Below are 22,990 nucleotides of genomic sequence, written 5' to 3'. Positions count from 1 at the left end.
CAACAATTTTTAATTAAAAAACAAGGAAAAAAATGAACAATGAATCCGTATTAGAACAAATGAGACAACTAAAAATGACGGGCATGCAGGAGGGCTTTCGTGAACAACAAAGCCAACCCAAACACGCCGACTTAAGCTTTGAAGAGAGGTTAAGTCTCTTGTTGGACCGCGAAATACTACGCAGAGACAATAATCGTGTGCAGAGTTTACAGCGGCGAGCAAAACTCAGGCAATCTGCAGCCATTGAAGATGTTTGTTATAAAAATAAGAGGGGTTTGGAAAAGGCAAAAGTGATGGCTCTTGCTAAATGTGACTTTGTTCGTCACCATCAAAATTTACTTATAACCGGACCTACCGGCTGCGGGAAAACATATCTTTCATGCGCTATCGGAAACCAAGCTTGCCGTCTAGGTTATAAAGTTCGCTATTTATTGTTAACGCGATTTTTAGAAGAAATGAGCATCTCACATGCCGATGGAAGCTATGCCAAGTTAATGACGCAATTACACAAGGATGATGTACTGATTCTTGATGACTTTGGATTAACAGCAATCAATGCAGCACAACGCCACGACTTGTTTAATCTTATTGAAGATCGGTATCAGCTAAAATCGACCATTATTACAAGCCAGTTTCCTGTGGCTAAATGGCATGAGTATTTAGGTGAGCCAACCATCGCCGATGCCATACTCGATCGCATCTCTGAAAATGCACATCGAATAGAACTCAACGGAGAGTCCATGAGAAAAAAAGAAATTGCTTCATCGTGATCACTTTGTAATAATCTCACCGCTTGTAAAAACAGCGCAGTAATAGGTGATCACGCTAGGCGATAATCGGTGATCACGTTCGCAGGAATACCCAACATTAAGAACATATGAAAAAATACACAAAAATAAAGAGCCCCCACGTCGCTGAGTTACATGAGGTTATTATTACTCGTCAAGGTGATACAGCAATTATAGAATACAAAGAAGAAGGGATAGGCACCACCCATATAACGATTGGTCATGAAATTGATCAAATGAGTGATAATGATATTTTACTTTGCCATAACTCATTTATTGCTTTACAACTCCAATCCAAGAAAGATTATCAACATGTAGCTACGGAGATCCCCATCGGCGAATCTCAAGTCAAATATTTCGAACCAGGCGATTACTGGACTGCACGCGGTGATGTTTTACGTTGTTGTATAGGCTATGACAATCATCAAGCTACCGTTATAATTGATGACAAAGAGTTTTCTATGGATGAATTCGGAAAATTACTCTCCACATATGAAGGTTGGGGCATGCGTATTGTTATAGTGCCCGAAGATGAAATTCATAAAACACCATTGATTGAAATAAAAAATACACCGAGCAACAAAGAAACTTCGATCTTCATACCAGAATGCATTGTTTCCGAACTTCATCATTAATTCGATTATATTGGGGTTCTTCCGTTTGCCCCCTTAACGTAGCGACAATCAGCTCATCACAAAAACTTGCCTTGTTGGGGGAGTTAAGCGAGGGGGCCCTCTAAGAAATCACGATCTATCTTTTCATTTCCATAGTGTGTCAGCTTTCTAAAATTATTATAATTTATACAATTAGGAGAGCTGTACAATGAATAATAAAAAGGCAGATTTAGCTAATTTTGATTTTAATCAGTTTCGTTCTGAGGCTATAGAGCAACTCAAATCAGGCAAGTCATTAAGGCCTGGCGTATACAGTTAAAGATCACTTTGGATTTTACAAGAAATCTTTAAATTAAAGACTAATTTCATTTTTGACCGAGAAAATATTAGCCACTTACAAAGACAACCTCTTATAGACAAAAGAGGCACTCATCAGCGCCAAAAAGGGCTGTAGAGGCTTCGATTTTTTTTCATCTTGAAAAGAGTGCCTTTTTATTATAAGATACTGATTAATCAGGTAGTTATAGAGCAATTAATGTCACGTGAAGGTCAAGCTAAGGTCTTAAGTGAGGCGGAATTTAAAAGAGTACTTTTAATAGCCAAAGAAGGGCAATTTGGAATACGCAACATTGCCCTACTTTATTGTGCTTTTGGATTGGGTTTGCGAGTAAAAGAAATTGCCTCGCTCACCCTGGCTGATGTAACCGATGGGCAATTTAAGCTACTCGATGAAATTAATCTGAAACGCTCAATGACCAAAGGCGAAAAACAAAGACAAATCTATCTTGTTAATAAAAAAGTACGCGATGCTTTAGACGTACACCTCAAGACAGTTACGAATCAAGAACAGGCACTACAAAATAAGCCACTATTTACAACCCAGCGAAAAAGCCGCTTTACTCCCAACAGTCTACAAAAATTATTTAAAGTACTTTTTGATAAAGCAGGTATTATTGGAGCCAGTTCACATTCAGGTAGACGCACTTTTATTACCCGATTAATTGAACACGGTGCGGATATTAAAGCCGTTTCAAAACTTGCAGGCCATTCTAATATCGTCACTACGGCAATTTACGTGCAAGACAATCCCGATCGCTTAAAACGAATTGCTAATATGGCATTACTTTAATGATCCCATGGCTTTTCACCTACCCTTTTTTCAAATGGATCAATTTAGAACCGCTTGAAGCCTATCATGCAGCCCGTTTTGAAAAAGACACCCGCTATTATGCCCTTAGATTAAGTAAAGATTTACTTGAAGACTGGGTGATCACCTTAATCAATGGGCGTATTAAATCAAAACTAGGACAAAGCCGGACATTGGCTTTTGCTAATTTTAGCGAGGCTTTTGATTCTTTTTGCCAGTTGGCAAAGGTACGGGATCAGCGCGGCTATCAGCTCAAGATTTTTGATTGCGATGATCCCCTTCTATTACACCTACTGCCTTTTTCAGTACCTATGGGGAATAATAAAGAAGTAACTAAAGCCAAAATGGTTCGAATCATCAGAGAAAACAAAGCTAAAAATCGCTCCCCTTCTCCAATGAAAAACCACCAAACGCCCCAATTAAACCATCAACAGCTTGGATTTTCTTTTTAATGAGTGCCTTTTTTGCTTTTATACAAAATCCATATTAATAGAAATAAAGATACCGAAAAAATACCTATTTTATTTGACAGAATCAGGTTTGTGCCCGATTATTGTCCTTATTTAATCGAATCATCATCTAAATTGGTGCCACGCACTGTTAAAAGGAACATCTTATGAATAAAAAAGAACTTGTTGCTGCCATCAGCGACACATCAGGACTGAATAAAGCAGACTCAGAAATTGCCTTAAATGCGGTTATCAGCTGCTTAACTGATTTGCTTGCTAAGGGCGACTCTATTGTATTACCAGGGTTTGCCAGCTTATCCGTGAAAGAAAGAGCGGCTCGAACCGGAAGAAATCCAGCTACAGGACAGCCCATTAACATCGCTGCCAGCAAAGTGGTGAGCTTCAAGACTGGAACAAAATTAAAAGAGGCCGTTAACGGCTAATAATCTTGGAGGACACGAAAATGTGTCCTCACAAAAATACTCGTGCTACCAGTCTACATATTATAAAATACGCAAAGAACACTGGAGGCCGTACATAGAACCTTCGCTTACGTGAGGAATTTCATGTCAACAAAAGATATTTATGATGAATTAAAAATAATCATGACGGATGCTCTATTACAAATGAGTAGGTTAACTGAACGTGGTGTTACCAGAAATGCTGATTTTTTAGGAATGACCCAGCTTTTTTTAATTAGCATTATGTCTACCGCAGCAGAGATTGCAGAAACAGTTAATGAAGGTGGTGCAACGTGGCTTTACGCTGAAATCGAAACCGCAGCAAAACACGGTGGAATAGATACCATTCGAAAAACCACAACCAGTAAAAATCAATATTCAATTGCTGATATGGCTCCTGATGATTTCCCTGGTGCCATGAATTATATTGGACAAGAACTATCCACAACACTATTTAAATCAATACATGAGTTACCCCAACCATTACGAAATCCTGAGATGTTACTACGTGGAGTTGAGGCTTTACTTGGTAATTTATTAAATCAAAAATTTTCAGATAATTCACATCAAATTCTGGATAGTCTCTGTGAACATGTCCACATGGCATTGGATGAGTTACAATCTGGGAAAAACACGGGTAGAAAACCTGTGGCGCTTCGAGTAGTCAAAGATGAATGATGTTGTTGACTATGACCAATTAGTGGCGTTTTTAAAAAATGCCAGCTTGTTTGAGATTTACCGCTTGTCAGTCGCATTAAGTAATGAGCTTGAAAATCCTTTACGAATATCTGCTCTTATTAATAAATTTAAGGAAGGTGATGTAATTGAGTATTTTGATGCAACAACTCAATCCTTCATTACAGCACGTGTGTTACAAAAAGCGCTCAAAAATGCAGTGGTACAACGATTAGATGATGGTCGTCAATGGAAAATTCCTTACCATATGCTAAAAATTGATAGTCGTGAATTTATATTTGAGAAAAAAGAGCGTGGACTGAATAAAAATTCCATTAAAGTGGGTGATTATGTTGGTTTCTCACGTGAAGGAGAAGAAATTATTGGATGTGTTGAACGATTAAATCAAAAAACAGTGACCATTGTTACTTCATCACAGCATCGCTGGCGTGTTGCATATCAGCTTCTTTATGAAATTATTGAGGGAGAGAGTGTCCACTCTATTACTTATTTAAATATCTCTCAAACCAAATGAGTTAAAATAATTTTTGGAAAAATGTAACGAATTACTAAAGCACATAAAATGACCGAATTAATAATTCGCTACACACAGAATAACGCTGCAAATTATTTAGTCAAGTCTGATTAACTGTATTAATCAGACTTAGCAGGTATCTGCGATAATTGACTCACTCCCCTACCCCGATGTTTTGTTTCATAGGTTTCAGACACAGAAGACAAATATGTAGTTTAATTCTCAAATATTGGTAAAGACAGGCCCGCAACAAGACGTAAAATCTATTATTATCGTCTAGATAATTCTAGATTAAGTTATAAGTTTTAAAATGAACAATCATTTAAAATAACATTCCCTAATTTTCCTGACACTTTTCCAACAACAGAAATTTGTTGCCCTTTTTGTAAACTTCCTAATTGTCCTTCCGAGGATTTATTGAACATACATTGGATAGTGAATAATGTATTCGGAGTTTTTAAAGTGACATAGGCCGTTCCAAGCAGATCTTTTCCAACACTATCTATCACTCCATTCACTTTTGTCATGGGTCACGATTACTAGCCCACCCTCTGGCCACTCAAAGTAGCCCACTTAGGGTAAATTTTTTTAACTCACTTGTCATCTACTAAATTAAATTTCGGTATAAATTTTTTCCTGTATGACTCCCCATCAAGAACAATTCGATAAGCTTTATTTACGATACGATCTAATGCTGCGTTTGCCATAACCGGATCATAAAATAGCTCCATCCATCCTTCTATTTTACGGTTAGTAGTTATAATTAGCATAGAGTTTACATGGATAGCTGCTATTAAATCATACAGATCAGTGGACTGTTCTGGCGATAATGCTTTCAGCCCGAAGTCATCTAAAATAAGCACATCGTATCGTGAGTAACGTTTAAAAAGCGCAGTCCATGTTTCATCCGCTCTTGCTTGGTGGAACTGATTTAACAGTTCATTCGCTCTTATAAAGCAGACTTTTTTATGTCGTTGACATGCCATTAGACCCAGGGCTTGAGCCAGGTGAGTCTTTCCGGTGCCAACAGGTCCCATGATGATGACATGGTTTTTTTCTTTGATAAACTTCCCTGTCATCAGGGTGCGGATGGCTTGTGTGACTTGTGTTGAATATCGAGCCAGTTCAAAATTTTCAAAACACTGAGGCTCCTCAAATCGAGCTTGCCTTACACGCCCAGCAAGCAATTTTTGTTGACGAGCCTCATCCTCATCCTGAAACAACATTGAGAGCAACTCTTCATAAGAGAGGGACGCTGCGCGAGCCTGTTCTACTCTTGCTAGCAGTGTGTCTGGGATCCCTGTCAAACGTAGTTTTTTTGCAAGCTCTAACATATTGATATCACTCATAATGAGCCTCCATCGTTGAGCTGTAATCACTTGCTGCGCGAATATAGGCAAAGTTCTCATGATTGGCCGAGCGCTTAGTGGAGAATGTTCTCGTGTCTTTTTTATCCAGGCCTTCCGTGAGGATTTTTTTCAATGATTGATGAGTATAATTATCAAATAAAATCGCGCGTAAACATGCATTTTCAAGGCGCTCATTACCGTATTCCTCAACCAAGCGGATGATAGCCTGGGCTTTTCTTAAGCTCGTTCTAGAGCCTTCAGCCAGTACCTTTGTGACCATTTCCTCCGTTGCCTGACCAATTGCTTTGGCCGCTTCAATACAAACGCCAGCAGTATTTTCTAAGTAATACTTTGCAGAATTATGGTAGTCATTGGGATCCGTTTCCCACTGTCCACGCCCGTAGTTACGAATATGGGTCTTAATCAAAGCATGATTCACATAGGCCTGAACGGTCTTCAAGCCAACTCTAATTTTAACCTTTGTCCCGATATGTATCGTTGGCACAGAATAAAAATTACCAGCAACAACAAAATGATGGTCACGATGAACTTGAGCATCCATCCAAATGGGCATATCAAAAGCGCCTGCTGGCAGTGGGTTTAATAAATTAAATTCTTCATTTTTAAATACGTCAATTGGCTTTTCACCAGTGGTACTGCAGATGACGTGCGATACCTTATTAGCGCACCAATCACGTGCAAAGGCGTTCATCGAGGCCAAATCATCATAGGTTATCCCCGCGATAACCTGTTCTTTTACCAATTGAACACTACGCTCAACCTTCCCCTTGTGCTCGGGCGTTCGAGCCTTCGCCGGATCGGCTATAAAGTCATAAAAGCGAGATAACTCTGCATAGGTTTCATTGACCGTTGGATCATAAATATGTGCTTTAATAATTCCCGATTTCAAATTGTCTAAAAGAATGCAGTTGGGCACGCCTCCAAAAAAATGAAAGGCATTGATATGGCTTTGCGCCCATGATTGCTGATTTTGAGAATGTACAAACTCAACATATCGATACCGACTATGTGATAACGTCATAATAAAAGCGTATGTTTTTTTATTATTGATAAACCCAACAAACGCATAGTCAACTTGTGCTTCATGCCCAGGCTTTGTTAACAAATGTACCGTAGCCTTAGGCAACGAGGGGAAATGACGTTCAATATAACGACTAAGACTTCTTCGACTGCTAACAAGACCATTATCGCTTAAAATTCGGTGTATCTGCATATGGGTAATCCACTTCTCAGTGAGGAGTGATGCTATTTTTTCGTGATGCGCCTCAAGTTCTTTTTCTGATTTATTGGGTCTGTTGTTGGCTGTAGTATTAACGATTTTATTATGTATCTGCAAAGCGATAACTTCGAGCTCATCATTGGAAATATCCTCCTGATAACCCAAATCCTTGGCCATTGAAACGTACTTGCGTATGCTCATTCGTGAAACGCTTAGAGACTTTTCAATATTGCGTTGAGTCATCCCTTTTTTGTGCTGATATAGCACCTCTCTAATTTCTGCCATTGTTTTAATCCTCATCTCATAACAAATCCGTTAGTTATTGGTAATGACCAAACTAACACTGTTTATTTGCTACTCAAAGTGGGACTCAGAGATGGCCATGGAGTGGGCCATTAATCGTGGCCAAACCCGACCTTTAGTGGGCTAGTAATCGTGGCCCATGACAACTTTAACAAATTTATTTTTATAATGGCTATCTGCATTGATTTCATTATCTTGATAATCGGACATGAGTTTAGCAGCATCTACTTGTAATTCAGGAGTTGTCAAAACAGAGTTCTGCTCCGTTGGTTGGACATTATTTCCAACCATCGTATACACTATATAAATGAAAATAAGAAGAATGAATATACCGCCGAGACCTATAGATGAAGATAATCCTGTTGAGCGATGCTGGGGTAGCCTGGAAAGGCATTGGAATGGAGAAATTTTAAACTCAGTTGATAAAGCCCTAAAATGGGCATCGACCATGACGTGGAAGGGCATAAAAGCCTCTGTAAGTTTACTCGATAAAATATATGAAAGAGGCATTTCTCTTACCAAAAAGGAAATGGAACAATATCAATCACAAATCAAGCGTTCTGAAAATTTACCAAAATGGGATGTTAAAATTTTACCACAGGCTGGGTAAGCTATTAATTTTGAGTTCCCATACAGCATGATTCATTGCTTGTTCCTCAATGAACCTTCGTGACACACATTCGCGACAGACAGGCAACTTGGGCTCCTTTTCGGACTGGACGCAATGGAAATAACCAGCTCACCACACACACCCAAATTAGCTTCTCAAGTTACCATTTGATAAAATGCGCTCTTTATTACTTTAAAGGGCATTCAATGAAAATCAACCGAAATGACCCCTGCCCTTGTGGTAGCGGATTAAAATATAAAAAATGCTGTCTTAATAAAGCCACTGAATCAACAACCTTAAATTATGCCTGGCACAAAATGCGTACTGCTGATAATGAGCTAAGCAATCTATTAACAAAGCACGCAGTTACGCTTTTTGGAAAGGGAGGCCTAGAAAAGGCATGGGAAGAATTTTATGTTTTCGATATCAACACCCCTAAGATTGAAGATGAAGATACTGTATTTATTCAAGCCTTCATGCCTTGGTTCCTCTACAACTGGTTTCCAGAAAACCAGGCAGAGTCCCCTGTTCAGTTACCCGAAGTGATTGCAGCCGAGCATTATTTAAAGAGATACTCGTCAAGGCTGGATGCTTATCAAAAAGCGTTTATTAAAGCTAACTGTGAAGCCCGTTACAGTATTTATGAAGTTACTCATGTTCTGAGAGAACAAAGCATTACACTAAAAGACCTTTTACGCGGACATCAAATCACCATTCATGAAAAGATGGGTAGCCAAACACTAGAAAGAGGCCATGTCCTCATGGCGCGCATTGTCACAATCAATGAGGACAGCATTGCTTGCGGCATATACCCTCAACCCCTGCCATCACAGTGCCTGTTACCTGTGGTTGAATTTAAACAATATTATGCTAAAACTAAATTCTTTAGTGATAGCATGCTCTTTGAATTGGATTTAGAAATTCGTGGCCTTTACCTGGATTTAGTACATGAGCTTCTTGAGAACCCATTTCCAAAGTTACAAAATACAGATGGGGATGAGTTTTCCATGAATACCATTTCCTACACGTTGACTTGCACGCCTCAAAGGGCATTTGAGGCATTGGCTGAGTTAGCACAAAACGTAGACCAATCAGAGCTAGCTAAAGATGGAATTTATAATGCCTGCAATCAATTGGTAGAGATTGCATTCCCTTGGTGTATTGCAGGCAATAAAATGAATAAAGACTGGAGTAATACCGTTCATGGGCATATCACTATCAAAGAAAATACTCTGACTACTGAAGTCAATTCTGATAATCGTGCGCAAGCAGTGCTGATAGAAATTAATGCTCGCCTAAGCACCGATGAAGCTACCTATCTACATACTACTCAAAAATCCATAGAAGAGTTATTAAAGGAACCTCATGAAGAATTAAATAACCCCTGTGATAACTCACCCGAAATCCAAGACCTATTAAAGCAAATGAATCATCAACACTGGGTGTCGTGGCTTGATACCCTAATTCCGGCTTTAAATAATGTCACACCCAGACAGGCGGCTAAGACTGCTAAAGGACGTGAACTATTAGAGGCCTTATTCGTGGATTTTCACAACAAAAATCAATCGGGATTTTCACAATGCCCTGTGGATTTACATTTTTTACGAAAAGAGTTAGGCATGACATGAAACCGATCTGTCGCTAATTACTAATTGTTGCTGCGAAATTAACAATTAGCGACAGACAGGATGATAATTTTATCGTCCTCGTCATACATGTGGGTCATCGTAAAAATGTTTATGACTGATATCCATTAGCTATATTTTGTTTCATGTTAGACTCTTAGACCATATTGATGAGCTGTCAATAAATACAAAAATTAAATCTATTCTGACACAATTCACCTCCTTCCATGACGTCACTATAGGGTATACTTCAGGCTGACAGTGAATAGAGATTATTATGACTAATAAAATTATTATTAGACAATATGTGTCTGATGATGCACAACAATTAGCTAATATTTTTTACTACACCATTCGTAATGTTAACATTCAGGATTATTCTGAAGACCAAGTTAATGCGTGGGCACCTTCCTCGTCTCTAGAATTAACCGGATGGAAGAAAAAATGGGAAACGATTACACCACTAGTTGCTCTAATAGATAATAAAATAGTTGGATTTACTGAGTTTGAACCAAATGGACACATTGATTGTTTTTATGTGCACCATGAATATCAGGGTTTTGGAATTGGCACTTCTTTAATGAACGAAGTCTTTAATAAGGCAAAGAATTTGAACATCAAGCGAATATTTGCTGAAGTGAGCATTACAGCAAGACCTTTTTTTGAATTTAAGGGATTTAAAGTAACAAAACAACAAAGCGTAGAGATTAGAGGAGTAAAGCTAACGAACTTCATTATGGAGTATATCAAACCGTAATTTTTGACACAAAAATGGTCATTGCCACAATATGTAATGAGATTTAGGATATAACACTCACATTAAAATTTATAATATAGAGATTGCAATATACTAAATGGAGAAAAGGCTATGCAGGAGGTCATCGAGTCCTATGTAGTCGATGGGCAATTTATGGGGGCTGTTCCTGTAGCCCAGGATGGACTAATAATACTTATAAAAGATTTGGTTACCCAACATAGAATGGAAAATTTTCCAATGCTCCCACCACAACATTTCCTATAGCTTCTCTACTAAATAATTTACTGCTGCAATCCTTTTAGGGAAAAAAATAAGTGGGGAAATGACCGCAAAGAACTCAATCGGCTACTAGAAAAACAAAACAAGGGTGACACGATTTGTGTAGTTCGGTTAGATAAGATTGCCAGTGAATGATCTAACTTGCTGAAATGATACTAGACTTCAAAGAAAAGGGGATTAACTTTTAGTCGCTATATAACAAGCTGATACGTCTACCCCAACATATGTTCTGCCTTTTCAGAACTGGCACGAGAGCTTATTCGAGAGCGCGTACAAGCTAGTGATGCAGCAAAAAAAATACGAGTTGGTGGACGAACTTGTGCTCTATTAAGGGCAAGGAAGATAAATTGAAGCGCCTAAAAGCAAGTTTTGAATTTTCAGTATCTTAAAAATGTGATGGTTGTAATTACTCACTCAGTTTATTACCGAGAAACTTGGTAAAGTAGTAATGGTAGAGTACAAGTATTATGTCAGAAAATGATATTAAAAATTTTATCTACGAATTAAATAATATCGAGACAAATAATCTCATACAATATCACAACTTTTTAAGAGATCGTTTAAAAGCTTATTATCAAGAACCAGATATAACTGAGAGTGAAAAAATCAGTCTAGATAAATTTGATAGAATGCTTAATATAAACACATTCCTTATGGTTTACTCATTCCTTGAAGGTGAATTAGAGCAAGTTACTAAATATAATAATATTTCAATTGATACTTCCAAGGTTGAGTCCTCAATTTGTAGATATGAGCCATTGATTAACTCTTATAATAATAATAAATTAAGTGAATCTAGAGAATGGAATACAATAAGAACTGCATCCAAAATTCGTAATACTCTACTTCATTGTGGTGGTATTATCGAAGGATCCGCTAATCAGAGTTGCATTACTCAATTAACACAAAGTTCTAAATCAGGTGTTACATCCGTAGAAGGAAAACTCACACTGACTGCAGAGTATTTATCTAAATTTGTTTTATCGGTTAAGTCGATAAAAAGCATCGTAGTTAGACTAAAGAAAAATAAATAGGAACCAGAAACTCTATAAAAAATTTTTATAATGAACTTTGATTTGAGGCAACAGTTTACAACTATTTTGGGTGGAAATTAATAGGGTTATTTTTTGCGATTCAATTCGTCCACAAACCCATCGTTTTGCGGAGGCGACTAACCCAAGAAGTTTACTTAATAAACGTATTTTAAAGATATGTTATTATCAAACAAACATCTTATCTCCTAAAATAAATATGAACGATTCACTAACTAAATTAATTATTGAACTAGAAGAAAAACTCTTAGAAAGGACTGATTCTTTTCACAGTTTGGTAGATTTAATTGATGATGAGTTTATTGAGATTGGAAGTAGCGCTAATGAGTACAATAAAGCAGCAGTAGCAGATTGGCTTAACAGCAATGATCAATCTGAACGTATAGGTTCTTCGTTCAAAACGCTGCGACTTTCTGAAGATCTAGTTTTACTAACCTATATTAGCTCTATCAAAGATACTCCTCTTTCTGAAATCAAGAAAGCTGCCAGATCATCTATTTGGCGTTTAAGAAATAACAAATGGAGTATGATTTTTCACCAAGGAACACCAATTAAATAATCTTATCTATCATAAACTTTGGATATTCGAGATGTATAGTGGACCCCAAAAATGAGACAGTGGTGTAAAATAGAAACCATTGTTAAACGGGGTACCAAGTGGCTAAAAAAAAATTTACATCTGACTTCAAAGCAAAGGTAGCAATTGAGGCATTAAAAAGTCACAAGACGACCAATGAATTGGCATCTGAATTTGAGGTGCATGCAACACAAATCAATCTGTGGAAAAAACAATTACTGGATGGAAGCAAGCAATTGTTTAGCGGCAAGCATGACAAAGACATGGACTCCATCATACAAGAACGAGATCGATTATACACGCAAATAGGCCAGCTAGCGGTTGAGTTAGACTGGCTTAAAAAAAAGACCGGTCATCTAAGTTGAGCGTGCGGGAGAAGCGAGCCATGATTGATGTCAATCACCCTACACTCAGCATCGTACGCCAATGTGCATTGGTTAATTTGTCACGCGCTAGCTACTATCGCACTGCTGGCGAAGGAATATGTACCGAGAGCCCAGAGAATCTGGCTTTGATGGTCTTGATTGATGAGGAATACATGCGCCATCCTTTCTATGGAAGCAGAAAGATGCGTTCTTATTTACGTCGCCTTGGCCATGACGTTAACCGTAAGAGAGTGCAGCGTTTGATGCGGATCATGGGTCTGGTTTCAGTGGCACCAAAGCCGAATACGAGTAAAAAGAACAAGGAACAAAAGGTTTATCCCTACTTGCTACGTGGTTTAGTGATTGATCGACCCAATCAGGTTTGGTGCACCGATATTACCTACGTTAGGATGCAAGGAGGCTTTGTATATTTGGTGGCAATAATGGACTGGTATAGCCGCAAGGTGCTCTCTTGGAAGGTATCAAACAGCATGGATGATGACTTTTGTGTAAGCGCGTTGGAGAGCGCCATCAGGCTCCACGGCAGGCCTGATATTTTTAATACGGATCAAGGCTCCCAGTTTACCAGTAAGGCGTTTACCGATGTTTTAAAAGACCATGACATCAAAATTAGCATGGACGGGAAAGGTCGATGGATGGATAATGTGTTCATTGAACGGCTATGGCGTTCAGTCAAATATGAAGATATTTACATAAAAGAATACGGAACAGTTTTAGCACTACGAAATGGTTTAAGGGTGTATTTCAAGTTTTATAACGACGAAAGACCTCATCAATCATTTGGAATATACACGCCGTCAGAGGTTTATGCTGGCCTATATGAGGCTGCAGCGTAATGGAATGCCTGTGGATATGTGGACGCGTCCTGCGGATCAGCCATCGCCCTTCGGGACATGTGGACAAGCCATGGATAACAAAAAGACGTTATCCACCGCTTGACCACACTCGATGGCTTCGCGCCCACATACCCACAGGCTCAATAACAGGTGTTTCATTAACTGCTATTGTGGTTGACTCGTGTGCTACGCACCCTCGTCAACGAAAGAAAGTAGAATTAAAGTTATATCTTAAATTAAACGGATCGCTGTCTTGACAATGGGGTCCACTGTAATGTATTAATTCAATCTACTATAGGGCATATCTGTATATTTTTGTCCAATTTTAGTATTGTTTCTGATGGATAAGGTACGTTGAACTAAACCGCCTAGCGGCGGTGGCAACCTCTAAACCCTTGTACACATAGGCCTCAAAGTATTGTTCCAGTTCTAAACAACCCGCGAATCTATATTTGTTCTTTTAAGTGCCAAACTTATAGTGTCTTTGATTCATTATAGAAGGAACTACTATGAGTAAGTTAAGTAACAAAATGAATAATGATATGCTTTTACATGGCTTTAGTTTTAATACAAGAAAGTCATATATTACAAGTATTCGTCGTATGGCTAATTACTATAATCGATCTCCTGATAAAATAAGCAATGATGAAATTGAACAATACCTCTTACATCTTTTAAAAGATAAAAAATTCTCCTATTCAACCTGTAATTGCCTAGTGTCTGCTTTAAAATTTTTTTATGAAAAAACCTTAGGTCATCCAAACACTTCTTTTTGTATCCCTATAGTAAAACAACCACAAAAATTACCGGAGGTTCCTAGCCGTCAAGAGATTCAACAGCTTTTTTCTGTCGCTCATGACGTTAAATACCGAGTTATATTGATGTTAGCCTATGGTTCTGGTTTACGAATTAGTGAGATCGCTAATTTAAAAATTAAAGACATCGATAGCGAACAAATGTGCCTTAAAATAGAACAGGGGAAAGGCCAAAAAGATCGATACACGGTACTACCACCCTGTTTATTAATAGAGTTACGCCAATACTGGAAAGCTTATCATCCTAAAACATGGCTATTTTCTCTTACAGATGGTACTGAGCCAATTACAACGCCTTCTATTCGCCGTATATGGCAACAGATAAAGGAAAAAGCAAACCTCCACCACTGCGGAGGTATTCATGGGCTCAGGCATGCTTTTGCAACGCACATGCTAGAAGATGGGGTCGATTTATATACCATTAAACAACTTTTAGGCCATTCTTCCATCCGCACCACTACACGCTATCTTCGTTTAACCAAACTGCGTTTGGCAGAGACTCCATCACCGCTCGACTCGCTCCTTTTAACCCAAGTACCAAAATCTTAAATCATGCACCAGCCAAAACAACATAGGGGCTTAAAACCACACTTGGAACTTGCTGATATTTTCCGCAATTATAGCCAAACCTATAGGAGTAATCATAAACTGTGCAGCCAACAGTATAAAGCGATACGGGCTATTGTTGCTTGTCGTACTGCTTGTTTAGGAGGTCATCTCTCCCGATGCGATAAATGTTACTACGAATCAATAAGTTATAATTCATGCCGTAACCGCCATTGTCCAAAATGCCAGGCAATGCAAAAGGAACGTTGGATTGATGCACGTACAGAAGAATTATTACCCACAGGATATTTTCATGTTGTTTTTACCCTACCTCACCACATTAATCCTCTTGCTCAAGGAACACCGGAACTCATTTACAATTTATTATTTCAAACGGCACGTGACACATTATTACAATTTAGTGCAAATCCCAAATGGTTAGGTGCTAAACCAAGTATTACTATGGTTCTTCATACTTGGGGACAAAACCTGGAGCAACATATCCATGTGCATTGCATTATAAGTGGTGGTGGATTAACAAAAAATAAGCAATGGAACCATGCTAAAAGAGCATTTCTTTTCCCGATTCGTGCACTATCTAAAGTTTTTAGAGGAAAATACCTGGAACAACTTAAGGTCTTATTAAACAATCGCGAAGTATGTTTACCTAATGGCTCTACTAATAAAGAAACCATTCAACAACTTATCTCATTACTGTACGAAAAGGATTGGATTGTTTATGCTAAACCTCCCTTTGCAGGACCAGAACACGTTCTGAAATACCTTGGACGCTACACCCATCGAATTGCTATTGGAAATCAGCGATTAGTCGCTTTTCAAAATAATACAGTCTCATTTAAATGGCGTGATTACGCAGACAACAGTCAACCAAAAATAATGAAATTAAACGTCAATGAATTTACTCGACGTTACCTGTTGCATGTCTTACCAAAGGGATTTCAACGCTTACGACACTATGGGATTTTAGCAAATCGTTATAAATCCATAAACCTAAAACAAGCACGAATAGCACTTAATCACCCTGAAATGAAGCCAAAGAGAAAAGAAAAAATCCATGACTTAATGCTACGACTGACAGGAATAGACATAACTAATTGTCCACGCTGTGGTTCTGGACGATTAAATATACGATAGTGTCGCTAAGCTCGTGATTGATTTTAGCCATCCATGGCTGAAATCGACTCGCAAACGCGACAAGTATGCCTCCGGCGGCCCTGGCCGTCCTGTGTCCGCTTGTTTTTTCACCCCATTCGGGGTTCAAAAACAACGCTACCCCAATGACTGACGCCTTTTCGGATGCCTTATATTTTGCCTGCGGCAAAACATCCGGCTCTAAGGCTACCAGGGACTACCAGCCTCGCTCGTTCCTCGCTTCCTTGGCTGGCAGCGGTTGAATCGTTTTTAGCTAAGTGGGTCACTCATTCTGGAGATCCTCCAATCGAGTTGGGAGTTATATGAAGATAAATAGTGTACATTTAATAGCTTATAATATTAATGAAGGAGCATGGCTAACTATGGCAGTTTTCGTAAAAAAATCGTCTTCCCTCATTAATCAAGGAAGAACCAACGCAAGAATCTATTTAAAAAAGTATGACCTAGGTGGAAATGCCAACATAAGTACATCTCGTTTAACACAACTGCCCATGATAAATTTAATACAAACCCCATAGTTCTTTACCACAAAATCGGCAGTTTAGCTCAACAAATCTTATAGACTGACACTTAATCCAAAATTAATCGGCAAGATCGCTATGTGTCAGTCTATAAGAATCTAAGTGTTATCTATCTCAAACAAAACTCCATTTTCAAAAGTCGACATTTACCCTCATAGCATGACTTAGCTTCCAAGGAGTTAAAACTCAGCATTTTTTAAATAATTGGATTAAACTTAAAAAAGTGGGCAAATATGAAAATGGTATATCTAATACCAAAATCAATGACATAAACATCTTTCCTAAATACTTTCTATGAACTCTCGTGAGACTTTGTTACCCTGTCACATTAACATCCACCATTGAACCTGAACCCTATTATTTGCCATCAAACCCCGAGACAAAAGAGGTAATATGTTAAATCATCACGACAAGCTCACTATTAGAATGATAGAGCAGCAAATGAAGGTACTGCATCAAAAAAAAGCTAGCGATGCAGAGATGTTAGAAACACTCAGCGATTTTGCACCTGATGTAAAATATATTCTGGCTGCAGGAGGAATTAAAGAAATTAGGTTATGTTTAAAAGACAACCCTTTCTTTGCTTACTTTGTAAGCCTAGCACAAGGTAAAAAACCAAGGGCTGTTAAAGTGTAGGTGCACTTAAGAGCATATAATCAATATTTCCATACCCGTCGCAATTACATTCAACTTAATGAGTTTTTCATATTTTTATTAAAATACGGCATTTCGATAATTAAGCATGAATTTCAGAAGAGTATTAAGAAGCAATTATAAGTAACATCAATTTATATATATAAGTCCAAAAAACGTTCGTTTAATGAGAGTCCCAAAATTAATCAATTTTGTATAAAACTGATATATGAAATATAATTGAACATCTTTTAAATCAGGGTTATTTTATGAATGAAGAATTGTTTGTTTCTGCCTGGAAGAAAGGGATTAAAAAAGTAGGCGCTGAATTTTTTAATATAAAAGCTTCTTCCTTTGATATGGCTCAAAAAAAATGGCAGTTAGAACCAAACTACCAGTTCATTAAAAATGAAATGGGCAGCTACAGTCATGGCAAACAGGTTTTGCTTGGCTTAATGTATTCATTTTATGATCCCGAGTGTGGTCAAGAACTTTTAATTCAGGCTCAATCCCCCAATTTCGTACAGGCAATTTTTATTCTTGACGAAGAGGCTCGAAACATTATCTCACAACTATGGTTACATCATACGGGTTGGTAGTTTATCTAAAACTGATGTGTGATTTATCCTGAAACAACCTATAATTTTATCAAAAACCACTCACCAAGGTTCATCATGTCAATAGCAGGAAGCATCATCCAATATGGATTTTCAATAAGCTTAGTCGTTAATGCAGCACTTTTTATACCCCAAATAATTTCCTTGATTAAAACAAAATCCGCTAAAGGCATTTCATTAATTACCTTTGCTGGTTTTAATATCATACAACTGTTCACTATGCTGCATGGCTTCTATCAAGGAGATTATCTCCTGGCGGGTGGGTATCTTTTAAGTATTATCACCTGTGGTACCGTATCGGTTCTAATTTGCTATTATCGATATATAAAAACAGGAAGCAATATCTTTGTTTCATCGGATTAAACGTATCTCAGTACTTTAATTGATTTAAAGTTAACCCAGGATTTCATGAATGTAAAAAATCCCTTGGTGACTAATTTTTAGTCATGTGTTATTATATCCAGCCAAATTTTGACATTGGCAATTCAATACAATGGAACTGGATATGGATCTCAACCAAACAAACCTCACATTACTACCCTATGAACAGAACATTGTCATTAAAGACATTACTCAAAAAATAAGTATTATTGAATTAATGGGGCAGTTGCTCAAAAAATTACAACTCACCTTATCCTGTTTTGAAAAGAAGGAATTGTATCGGTTTGATGCGCAGGTAGGTGAAACCCTATGCCAAATCAGAGCATATAAGATCTATTGTCTCGCCTCCCATTCAACACCACAATTTTTAGAAACGATCGGGAAATTAAAAAGTGATGTATCTCATGGAATTAAAAAACTATCGATACAGGCAGAACACTATCAGAACCTTCTAAAATCACATAAAAGCCAAAGGCCTGAGTCTGTTCGTGCTCCAATTACTCTTGCTGATTTTTTTAGTGAATTGGACTGCATAATCCCTCTCTCGGATGATGCATTATTTCTCTTTATTTCTCATTTTTTATGCCACTATCATCTTGTGGATGATGACAACATACCGATGGCCATTGATTTTCCAGCACTGTCCAGTGAACTTTCTGTATCCCGAAGCTTTGCTAAAAAAATCGGGCACTTTTATCAAAAAAGACTGTCGGAACTATCCTGTGATTTTATATTCCAATTAGTAAAAGAACTACCGAACTCTCATGAGTTAGAATCAATATTACCCTTACTGCATCATCAATCTGATGAAGGGCGCATGGTATTACCCTGTTATTGTGTTACTGAAATTATTGTTCTTCACATGATTGAAAAAGAGGCCAATCTGGTTTTATTAGTCAATGTTGCTACTAAAAATACAAGAAAACAAAGCGCTCTTTTTTTAAGGGGATCAAAACAGCAGCAAAATTTTGAATTAATTAACGAAGAGCAACAAAATGACCAGCCCTGTATGGTGATGTACGGCAGCAGCATGCCCCTCGCTACTTATTTAATAGAACATACCTTAAAAAAAATAATCTCAATGGGTATTAAAGAAGTCATTTTATCCAATAACGCTGCACACCCTCAATATTCTGGAATAACATTGAGCGCCTATAGAGACAATCCTTATGCAACCTTAATCTCACAACAACGCGACTCGCTTACTATTCACGAAATATCTATTGCTCAACAAAGAGCATCTCTTCTGATTAGAATGAAACAATTAGCTGATAAGACAGGCTGCACCAGCAATAACCCAACTTTATTTATTTTAAAACATATTTTCTGCAATACCGTAAATGCTTATAAAAAGTCTGTATCTATCAAGCTATTCAACACGACTGCGTATACCACGCCTGACATGCCTCCAATGGCTTTTCAAACACAATACGAGCTGATTTATTAAAATTATTCCATTTCAGGCTTATACTTAATCAAAAGACCTGACTCAAATGAACTGGAAGGAAGTCCTGGATGGGCAAAAACCATTTGTTTTCAACATTAGAGCAAATCTTGCCCCTAATGGCGGGCTTTAGCTATCTTCTGGATAAAGACAATCATTATAAAGCCTGTACCCGATCACAGGCCTTGTTATTTGGTTTAAAAGCACCACAGGATATTGTAAACCAAACAAACAAAAGCCTGCCGCTTTATCAAAAGCATCCTGAGTTACTTAATACATTAGATGCCATTAACCATCAGATGATGCAGTCAAAAATCGCTGTGCAGTTCGATGAGCCTGTAAAAAATCAGGATGGAAAATTAATGGTTATTAAATACCATAAAATTCCTTTGTTCGATAACAAAAACGGGTTGATTGGCGTTTTATCTCTTGTTGTTGACGAGCCTTCAAATAGGCCCCCTGTCTCCTCATACTCTGCAAATGACCTTGCCTTGAAACACATCCTCACCCATCTTCCAGAGCATGTGTATTGGAAAAATAAGGAGGGGCAATATTTAGGTTGTAATCTGTCACAGGCAAAAGATCTTAACCTTGCAAATTGCGACGATATTATAGGAAAAACAGATTATGACTTATCTCCAAAAGATAAAGCGGATCTTTTTTGGGAACTGGATAATCAGGTATTAACGCATGGTTTAACTATAGATGCAGAAGAAGAGATCATCAAAAACGGAGAAAGCCGTATCGTTATTTCTAAGAAAGCCCCTCTTTATAATGAATTCAACCAGGTTATTGGACTTCTGGGGATCTCATTTGATATTTCTGATAGAAAGAAAATGGAAGAGGAACTTAAAAAGGCTAAAAATGCCGCAGAAGCTGCCAATAGTGCAAAAACAGAGTTTCTCACAAACATGCGCCATGACATCCGCACTCCTCTATCTGGAATTGTAGGGTTTTCGGAGCTTTTAAAATCTCAATCAAATGAGCAACGCATTAAAGAATATGCTGACAATCTTATCGCATCAAGCCATGCGCTGCTTGATTTAATGGATGAGGTTCTTGAAGCAGTAAGAGTAAGCTCTGGCGAAATCCCAATGCTTAAACGTAAATTTAGCCTGATGCAGACGTTCGATCAGGTCATTGCCTTAAACCAAGCGCGTGCTCATGAAAAAAAATTGAACTTATCCCTTACAGTGGATACCAACCTCCCCTGCTTTGTTATTGGGGATAAAATCCGAATCCACCGAATAGCTCTTGAATTAATTGGAAACGCCCTTAACTTCACCGATATAGGGCATGTATCGGTGAATGTGGCTCTGGCTAAAAAAGAGGGGCGTCAATTAGTCATTAAATTGACCGTGACTGATTCTGGCATGGGTATTCCAAAAGACAAACAGCAAGAAATTTATCTGCAATTTAAACGGCTGACCCCATCCTATCAAGGGATTTATAAAGGTGCAGGGCTTGGGCTTTATGTAGTAAAGCAATTTGTGGATGAGCTGGGTGGCGAAATTTATGTTGCCAGTGAATCTAATAAAGGAACCTGTTTCACTTGTCTGATACCTCTCCAGGAGTCGCTTCTCGATGATGACTCAGGCATTGATGAGATTGATGATTTAAAAGTTGAAACGGCGTATATGACCCCTGCAAAGCACCAACAATCCAAAGCTTCGTCCATCTCACTACAACATGATAAAGCAACCGCTTTTGTTCTGGTTGTTGAAGATAATTATATTGCCCAGACTGTCGCCAAAGCATTATTAAACCAATTAGATTGTGCTGTTGATGTAGCATCAAATGGTGTTGATGCTCTAGAGCTGTGCAAAAAGAATCACTATGATCTAATTTTTATGGATATAGGCTTAGGGGATGGGATGGATGGTTATGAGGTAACCCACCATGTTAGAAATTGCTCTACCGAAATAAAGAACACCCCTATTATTGCACTCACGGCGCATGGTGGTGATGAGAACAGGCAACGCTGCATTGAGGCAGGAATGGATGCAGTTTTAACCAAGCCACTAACTCAGGCTCATGCCACAGACATTCTTAAATCGTTCATTCCCAAGCTGCATGAAACGTCAGTTGTTGATCTCTCCAAAACAAGAAGAGATTTGCCCGACTGTGATGATGAGATGTTTCAATTAAACCAGTTCCCCATCTTAAACAGTGACGAAGCATTGAAAAACTGTGCGACTCATGCGATGTTAAAAGAATTATTGACCTTAATGACTCAGGAACTTCCCGCTGATTTGGAACGCATGAAAAAAGCTTTCAAGGCTCATGATTGTCCTCTGGTTGAAAAAACCGCCCATAAAATCAAAGGTGGTGCGGTTTATGTAGGAACCATCCGCATGAAATACGCCTGTCAGTATGTTGAGCGCTACTGGAAAACCGGACAACGTGAATTATTTGATGCACTCTATCATCAGGCAGTAAGTACTATAGAAGAAACCATCACCTATATTGAGGGCTGGCTGCAAAGGAATACACCATGAATAAAAAATTGTTTCATACGCTCGAACGTGAGTGTTTGATTTATTTATCCAAAAAAGAGGTGACGCTTGAACAACTTCGCCCTTTAATTAAAGAATTTCTCTCCACACAACCTGAGCACTTACTATTAATTCTGGCTAAAGAAGAACAAACGACTGATGCAATCAGTGAGGTAATCGCGCACAATACCCCAATACCCCAATACCCCAATACCCCAATACCCATGATGTTTTAATCCATCGGGTGATACAACACCTTAGTGACCTACTTTATGAAACCATCAAGCCTTATTATTTTCAGAATAAATCTTAATAAAAATCTATTCATCCCCCTATAATAAAAGCCATTAGGAATCTGTTGATATTTGCCCCTGCTCTTTCTTTAATTGTTCCTGCTTTCTTAAATAGATTTCTTGCCTATTAATGCTCACCTCTTTAGGCGCATCAATTCCCAGTTTAAAATTGCCAGGTTCATGGGTTTTAAATGGGGTAATTACAACCTTTTGATTGTTTTCCAGCGTAATAACTAACTCAGATTCAAAAGCTACTGTTCTTATTTCCATGTTGGTTTACTCGTTTTAGTTCAAAATAATTGCTGCAAAAACGCATTATTGATGGGTTTTCAAATACTAAGCTGCTAATAACAATTTGCCAACTCAGTGAGTGGGATGGTTCATTACAT

27 protein-coding genes and 2 pseudogenes are annotated in these 22,990 nt (G+C 38.1%); 23 read left to right on the top strand and 6 right to left on the bottom strand.

Annotated elements, in window-relative coordinates:
• The first annotated feature begins 32 nt into the window (after nucleotides 1-32).
• The 7 genes from istB (HRS36_RS18470) (at nucleotide 33) to HRS36_RS18440 (ending at nucleotide 4,669) form a co-directional block, all read left to right on the top strand.
• Complete coding sequence (gene istB, locus HRS36_RS18470) at nucleotides 33-770, top strand: IS21-like element helper ATPase IstB (RefSeq protein ID WP_173236264.1); 738 nt, start codon at nucleotides 33-35, stop codon at nucleotides 768-770.
• Nucleotides 771-877: 107 nt separating this feature from the next.
• Nucleotides 878-1,423 (top strand): DUF7713 domain-containing protein, encoded by a 546-nt coding sequence (locus tag HRS36_RS18465; RefSeq protein WP_173238714.1) that lies wholly within the window; start codon nucleotides 878-880, stop codon nucleotides 1,421-1,423.
• A gap of 514 nt (nucleotides 1,424-1,937) precedes the next feature.
• Nucleotides 1,938-2,531, top strand: a complete 594-nt coding sequence (locus HRS36_RS18460) for a tyrosine-type recombinase/integrase (RefSeq protein WP_173238713.1) — start codon at nucleotides 1,938-1,940, stop codon at nucleotides 2,529-2,531.
• Nucleotides 2,531-3,001 (top strand): WGR domain-containing protein, encoded by a 471-nt coding sequence (locus tag HRS36_RS18455; protein WP_173238712.1) that lies wholly within the window; start codon nucleotides 2,531-2,533, stop codon nucleotides 2,999-3,001. The genes HRS36_RS18460 and HRS36_RS18455 overlap by 1 nt, the downstream gene beginning before the upstream one ends.
• Nucleotides 3,002-3,165: 164 nt before the next feature.
• Nucleotides 3,166-3,441, top strand: a complete 276-nt coding sequence (locus HRS36_RS18450) for an HU family DNA-binding protein (RefSeq protein ID WP_173238711.1) — start codon at nucleotides 3,166-3,168, stop codon at nucleotides 3,439-3,441.
• A 123-nt stretch (nucleotides 3,442-3,564) separates the two neighbouring features.
• On the top strand, nucleotides 3,565-4,137 hold the full coding sequence (locus HRS36_RS18445) for a hypothetical protein (protein WP_173238710.1): 573 nt from the start codon (nucleotides 3,565-3,567) through the stop codon (nucleotides 4,135-4,137).
• Nucleotides 4,130-4,669, top strand: a complete 540-nt coding sequence (locus HRS36_RS18440) for a hypothetical protein (RefSeq protein ID WP_173238709.1) — start codon at nucleotides 4,130-4,132, stop codon at nucleotides 4,667-4,669. Before HRS36_RS18445 ends, HRS36_RS18440 begins: the two co-directional genes overlap by 8 nt.
• A 305-nt stretch (nucleotides 4,670-4,974) precedes the next feature.
• Here HRS36_RS18440 and HRS36_RS18435 read toward each other — a convergent pair whose 3' ends face one another.
• The 4 genes from HRS36_RS18435 to HRS36_RS18420 form a co-directional block, all read right to left on the bottom strand.
• Nucleotides 4,975-5,178, bottom strand: a complete 204-nt coding sequence (locus HRS36_RS18435; protein WP_173238708.1) for an OB-fold protein — start codon at nucleotides 5,176-5,178, stop codon at nucleotides 4,975-4,977.
• Between the two features lie 84 nt (nucleotides 5,179-5,262).
• Entirely contained in the window at nucleotides 5,263-6,018 is a 756-nt protein-coding gene (gene istB, locus HRS36_RS18430; RefSeq protein ID WP_173235440.1) for an IS21-like element helper ATPase IstB, read from the bottom strand.
• A complete protein-coding gene (gene istA, locus HRS36_RS18425; protein WP_173235442.1) occupies nucleotides 6,011-7,558 on the bottom strand; it encodes an IS21 family transposase in 1,548 nt (515 codons plus the stop codon). The genes istB (HRS36_RS18430) and istA overlap by 8 nt, the downstream gene beginning before the upstream one ends.
• Before the next feature lie 126 nt (nucleotides 7,559-7,684).
• On the bottom strand, nucleotides 7,685-7,852 hold the full coding sequence (locus HRS36_RS18420; RefSeq protein ID WP_173238707.1) for an OB-fold protein: 168 nt from the start codon (nucleotides 7,850-7,852) through the stop codon (nucleotides 7,685-7,687).
• 16 nt (nucleotides 7,853-7,868) lie between these two features.
• On the opposite strand from HRS36_RS18420, the gene HRS36_RS18415 reads away from it, so the two are divergent.
• The 11 genes and pseudogenes from HRS36_RS18415 to HRS36_RS18365 all read left to right on the top strand — a co-directional run bounded on the left by HRS36_RS18415 (nucleotide 7,869) and on the right by HRS36_RS18365 (nucleotide 17,970).
• Nucleotides 7,869-8,171 carry an ISAzo13-like element transposase-related protein gene (locus HRS36_RS18415; protein ID WP_173238706.1) on the top strand — a complete coding sequence of 101 codons (303 nt, stop codon included), beginning with the start codon at nucleotides 7,869-7,871 and terminating at the stop codon, nucleotides 8,169-8,171.
• 206 nt (nucleotides 8,172-8,377) lie between these two features.
• Complete coding sequence (locus tag HRS36_RS18410; protein ID WP_173238705.1) at nucleotides 8,378-9,799, top strand: YecA family protein; 1,422 nt, start codon at nucleotides 8,378-8,380, stop codon at nucleotides 9,797-9,799.
• A gap of 274 nt (nucleotides 9,800-10,073) precedes the next feature.
• Entirely contained in the window at nucleotides 10,074-10,553 is a 480-nt protein-coding gene (locus HRS36_RS18405) for a GNAT family N-acetyltransferase (protein ID WP_173238704.1), read from the top strand.
• A 111-nt stretch (nucleotides 10,554-10,664) separates the two neighbouring features.
• A complete protein-coding gene (locus tag HRS36_RS18400; RefSeq protein WP_173238703.1) occupies nucleotides 10,665-10,817 on the top strand; it encodes a hypothetical protein in 153 nt (50 codons plus the stop codon).
• Between the two features lie 482 nt (nucleotides 10,818-11,299).
• Nucleotides 11,300-11,866 carry a hypothetical protein gene (locus tag HRS36_RS18395; RefSeq protein WP_173238702.1) on the top strand — a complete coding sequence of 189 codons (567 nt, stop codon included), beginning with the start codon at nucleotides 11,300-11,302 and terminating at the stop codon, nucleotides 11,864-11,866.
• Nucleotides 11,867-11,936: 70 nt separating this feature from the next.
• Nucleotides 11,937-12,443: a nuclear transport factor 2 family protein gene (locus HRS36_RS18390; RefSeq protein ID WP_173238701.1), complete on the top strand. Its 507-nt coding sequence runs from the start codon at nucleotides 11,937-11,939 to the stop codon at nucleotides 12,441-12,443.
• Between the two features lie 98 nt (nucleotides 12,444-12,541).
• A pseudogene (locus tag HRS36_RS18385) lies at nucleotides 12,542-13,683 on the top strand (IS3 family transposase).
• Between the two features lie 509 nt (nucleotides 13,684-14,192).
• On the top strand, nucleotides 14,193-15,047 hold the full coding sequence (locus HRS36_RS18380) for a tyrosine-type recombinase/integrase (RefSeq protein ID WP_173238370.1): 855 nt from the start codon (nucleotides 14,193-14,195) through the stop codon (nucleotides 15,045-15,047).
• Between the two features lie 3 nt (nucleotides 15,048-15,050).
• A complete protein-coding gene (locus HRS36_RS18375) occupies nucleotides 15,051-16,199 on the top strand; it encodes an IS91 family transposase (RefSeq protein ID WP_173238700.1) in 1,149 nt (382 codons plus the stop codon).
• Nucleotides 16,200-17,131: 932 nt separating this feature from the next.
• Nucleotides 17,132-17,374: a hypothetical protein gene (locus tag HRS36_RS18370; RefSeq protein WP_173238699.1), complete on the top strand. Its 243-nt coding sequence runs from the start codon at nucleotides 17,132-17,134 to the stop codon at nucleotides 17,372-17,374.
• A gap of 266 nt (nucleotides 17,375-17,640) precedes the next feature.
• Nucleotides 17,641-17,970, top strand: a complete 330-nt coding sequence (locus HRS36_RS18365; protein WP_173238698.1) for a hypothetical protein — start codon at nucleotides 17,641-17,643, stop codon at nucleotides 17,968-17,970.
• 38 nt (nucleotides 17,971-18,008) lie between these two features.
• Here the strand turns inward: HRS36_RS18365 and HRS36_RS18790 are convergent, their stop codons facing one another.
• Entirely contained in the window at nucleotides 18,009-18,194 is a 186-nt protein-coding gene (locus HRS36_RS18790; protein WP_226905675.1) for a hypothetical protein, read from the bottom strand.
• Here HRS36_RS18790 and HRS36_RS18360 point away from each other — a divergent pair.
• The 5 genes and pseudogenes from HRS36_RS18360 (at nucleotide 18,133) to HRS36_RS18345 (ending at nucleotide 22,544) form a co-directional block, all read left to right on the top strand.
• The gene (locus HRS36_RS18360; protein WP_267313974.1) at nucleotides 18,133-18,351 is read left to right on the top strand and encodes a hypothetical protein; all 219 of its coding nucleotides are present in this window, start codon (nucleotides 18,133-18,135) and stop codon (nucleotides 18,349-18,351) included. The two genes, HRS36_RS18790 and HRS36_RS18360, sit on opposite strands and share 62 nt — an antisense overlap.
• Before the next feature lie 142 nt (nucleotides 18,352-18,493).
• Complete coding sequence (locus HRS36_RS18355; protein WP_173238696.1) at nucleotides 18,494-19,816, top strand: hypothetical protein; 1,323 nt, start codon at nucleotides 18,494-18,496, stop codon at nucleotides 19,814-19,816.
• A 68-nt stretch (nucleotides 19,817-19,884) separates the two neighbouring features.
• Nucleotides 19,885-21,795, top strand: a pseudogene (locus tag HRS36_RS18350) (ATP-binding protein); the annotation flags it as partial.
• Between the two features lie 15 nt (nucleotides 21,796-21,810).
• Nucleotides 21,811-22,311 (top strand): Hpt domain-containing protein, encoded by a 501-nt coding sequence (locus tag HRS36_RS19105; protein ID WP_420814342.1) that lies wholly within the window; start codon nucleotides 21,811-21,813, stop codon nucleotides 22,309-22,311.
• Nucleotides 22,308-22,544 carry a hypothetical protein gene (locus HRS36_RS18345; RefSeq protein WP_226905673.1) on the top strand — a complete coding sequence of 79 codons (237 nt, stop codon included), beginning with the start codon at nucleotides 22,308-22,310 and terminating at the stop codon, nucleotides 22,542-22,544. The genes HRS36_RS19105 and HRS36_RS18345 overlap by 4 nt, the downstream gene beginning before the upstream one ends.
• A gap of 111 nt (nucleotides 22,545-22,655) precedes the next feature.
• Here HRS36_RS18345 and HRS36_RS18340 read toward each other — a convergent pair whose 3' ends face one another.
• Nucleotides 22,656-22,871: a carbon storage regulator gene (locus tag HRS36_RS18340; RefSeq protein WP_173238694.1), complete on the bottom strand. Its 216-nt coding sequence runs from the start codon at nucleotides 22,869-22,871 to the stop codon at nucleotides 22,656-22,658.
• Between the last annotated feature and the right edge of the window lie 119 nt (nucleotides 22,872-22,990).

This window comes from Legionella antarctica, from assembly GCF_011764505.1.
GTDB classification, from domain to species: domain Bacteria; phylum Pseudomonadota; class Gammaproteobacteria; order Legionellales; family Legionellaceae; genus Legionella; species Legionella antarctica.
Note: the sequence above shows the minus strand (reverse complement) of the source record. Positions and strands in the feature narration are given on the sequence as shown.